The organism is Bradyrhizobium sp. (assembly GCF_049581145.1).
GTDB lineage: Bacteria > Pseudomonadota > Alphaproteobacteria > Rhizobiales > Xanthobacteraceae > Bradyrhizobium.
Genome location: NZ_JBAURI010001274.1, coordinates 1 through 2,692, shown reverse-complemented (window position 1 = coordinate 2,692; position 2,692 = coordinate 1). Strand labels below are relative to the sequence as shown.

Sequence of the window (2,692 nt, the reverse complement as noted above, 5' to 3'; positions counted from 1 at the left end):
CCTCGCTGATGGTCTATTCCGGCTTCCGCTTCGTTCAGGCGGCCGCGCGTCGCGGCATCCCGGTCGCGGCCGTCAATCTCGGCCGCACCCGCGCCGACGACCTGCTGGCGCTCAAGGTCGAGGACCGCTGCGAGGCCGCGCTGTCGTTCCTGCTGTAGTTCAGCGATTTTGAAGTTCGAAGCATCTCGGGCGTCGCGTGTCTCCCGTCCCTCCACGCGCGCAGCGCGTTGCGGGGAGGGGGCGGTGCGACTCCTGCTGCCGCCGCGTGGCGTTGGCGGCATCCACCCTCTCCGTCATGGCCGGGCTCGTCCCGGCCATCCACGTCTTTTTCTCCGGCAGCACCGCAAGTTCGTGGAGGCCCGGGACGAGCCCGGGCATGACGAACCCTCGCACCGCTACGCGGGGAACCGGAGAAATCGCGGTGCCCTAACAACTTTCATGGCATCGATCGTCCCGTGGCTCATCACAGTGATTATGACTGGCCGATTTTGAACCAACGAACCAATCCGAGACAGGATGGCGGCGGCTGCAACTTTCGCAACTCAATGAGGGAGCCGGATCGAGTTTCCACCGACGCGAGACCATTGGAGCCGGATCACCCTTCGGGGGCGGCCCATCTCCGGGCACTGACATCCGCCAGCGCCTGGAATATGGCTGGCGTGCGTTCCAGGCGGGCGATGGTTCGCGCGCCTTCGAGGGCGGCGACCAAGGCGGCTGCGGTCGCGGATGCGCGCGCGGGAGCGAAACCGCAGCCCCTGAAATGCTCCGCAACGATCTCGGTCGACTCGGCGAATCCGCGCGCCACCCGTCTGGTCAACTCGGCGTCGAGCGCGGGCAGCTCGTTCGCCAGATTTTGCATCAGGCATCCATACTGGAAATCGGAGGCGACCATTTCGGCGGCGAACGTGCGGAAAAGCTGATGAACAAAACTCAGAGCATCGCCCGTCGTATTCGCCGAGATATCGCGCAGGACGGCAATCCTGCCCGCGACGTAACGATCGATGGCTTCTTCCGCGAGCTGTGCCTTGCCGCGTGGAAAGTGAAAATAGAACGATCCCTTGGGCGCACCGCTTTCTTGCAGGATCTGGGTCAATCCAGTCGCCGTGTAGCCCTGGATGCGAAACAGTCGTTCGGCCGTGGCAATCGCGCGAGCGCGGGCGTCAGTCTGACGTGGCATGGCGTGAACATAGCAGGTTTCGCTTGACGTTTCTATGGCGATCGACATAGTATGGTGATCGCCATAGAAGGAGTCCGGCGATGCCCTCGGACGCATCGGCGTCCCGACGAGCCGTGTTGGCGATGGGCGCGGCCAGCCTGGTTGCGGCTTCAGTTCGACCGGCGCGCGCAAACCCCACAGGAGGAACTGATTTGACCACATCCACATATGGCGCGGGAACGCTTGCCAAGGGGGTCCACTCGCGCCTGATCCATGGGGTCAACGGCCTCGATGTCCATGTTCTCGAGGCCGGTCACGAAAGCCCCGGCCGGCCGCTCGCGCTGCTGCTGCACGGCTTTCCGGATCTGGCTTACGGCTGGCGACACCTGATCCCGATCCTGGCTGACGCCGGCTACCATGTCGTGGCGCCCGACCAGCGGGGTTTTGGCCGCACCACCGGCTGGGAGAGCGGCTACGACGCCCCGCTGGAGCCCTTCGGCCTCCTGAACATGACGCGCGACGCCCTCGGATTGGTTTCGGCGTTGGGGTATCGGCGCACGGCAATGCTGGTCGGGCACGACCTCGGCTCGCCCGTGGCGGCCTATTGCGCGCTGGCCCGACCCGACGTCTTTCCCTCGGTGGTGCTGATGAGCGCACCGTTCCCCGGTCCGCCGCCGTTTCCGTTCAACACTGCGGACAGCGCGGCAGCGTCGGTTCAACCGAACTCCGAACATCAAAAGCTGGCGGCCGCGCTGGCGGCGCTCGATCCGCCGCGAGCGTATTATCAGCAATACCTGAGCACACGGCAGGCGAACGATGACATGTGGCATCCTCCTCAGGGACTACACGCGTTTCTTCGTGCATTCTTCCATGTCAAGAGCGCCGACTGGCCGGGAAACGAGCCGCACCCGTTGCAGGCGCAAACCGCCGCAGAACTCACACGAATGCCCACCTATTACGTGATGGATCTCGGCAAGACGATGCCCGAGACCGTCGCTCCATTCCAACCTTCCGCCGCCGAGGTGCTGGCCTGCAAATGGCTCACCGAGCCGGAGCTCGGCGTGTACACGGAGGAGTATGGCCGCACCGGGTTTCAAGGCGCCCTGCAGGCTTATCGCGTCCATTCCGATCCCGGCCTGAACGCCGAGTTGCGCCTGTTTTCGGGCAAGACGATCGATGTCCCGTCGCTCTTCATCGGCGGGACGAGCGATTGGGGCACCTATGCGGCGCCGGGCGCGCTCGATCTGATGAGGACGAAGGCGGCGACGAGGATGGCTGGCATCGAGCTGATCGACGGCGCCGGTCACTGGATCCAGCAGGAGCAGCCGGTTCGGCTCGGCGCGCTCCTGCTCGCCTTCATCAAGCAGGTGGGTGGGGCGGATCACACCAGCCGGTAGGTCGAACGCACCTGAGCGGCCCGAGACATAGGTAACGAAACGTACCGGACACATGGGTAACACTTTCCGCTTTTGTTCTGCGGGAGGTGTCGATGCCGTGGAAAGCGAGTTCGGTAATGGAGGAACGTCTTCGATTTGT

2 protein-coding genes and 1 pseudogene are annotated in these 2,692 nt (G+C 64.3%); 2 read left to right on the top strand and 1 reads right to left on the bottom strand.

Annotation, left to right across the window (positions count from 1 at the left end; translation table 11 throughout):
• A pseudogene (locus tag WCB02_RS40460) lies at positions 1-158 on the top strand (NAD-dependent protein deacetylase); the annotation flags it as partial.
• Positions 159-595: 437 nt separating this feature from the next.
• Here the strand turns inward: WCB02_RS40460 and WCB02_RS40455 are convergent.
• On the bottom strand, positions 596-1,177 hold the full coding sequence (locus WCB02_RS40455) for a TetR/AcrR family transcriptional regulator (RefSeq protein ID WP_423968237.1): 582 nt from the start codon (positions 1,175-1,177) through the stop codon (positions 596-598).
• A 191-nt stretch (positions 1,178-1,368) separates the two neighbouring features.
• Here WCB02_RS40455 and WCB02_RS40450 point away from each other — a divergent pair, with 191 nt between their 5' ends.
• Positions 1,369-2,553, top strand: coding sequence for an alpha/beta fold hydrolase (locus tag WCB02_RS40450; protein ID WP_423968234.1), 1,185 nt, complete (start codon positions 1,369-1,371; stop codon positions 2,551-2,553).
• Positions 2,554-2,692 lie beyond the last annotated feature (139 nt).

Excerpts from the sequence above, each read along its gene's own strand:
- WCB02_RS40455 (WP_423968237.1), bottom strand. The coding sequence starts at position 1,177 with ATGCCACGTCAGACTGACGCCCGCGCTCGCGCGATTGCCACGGCCGAA.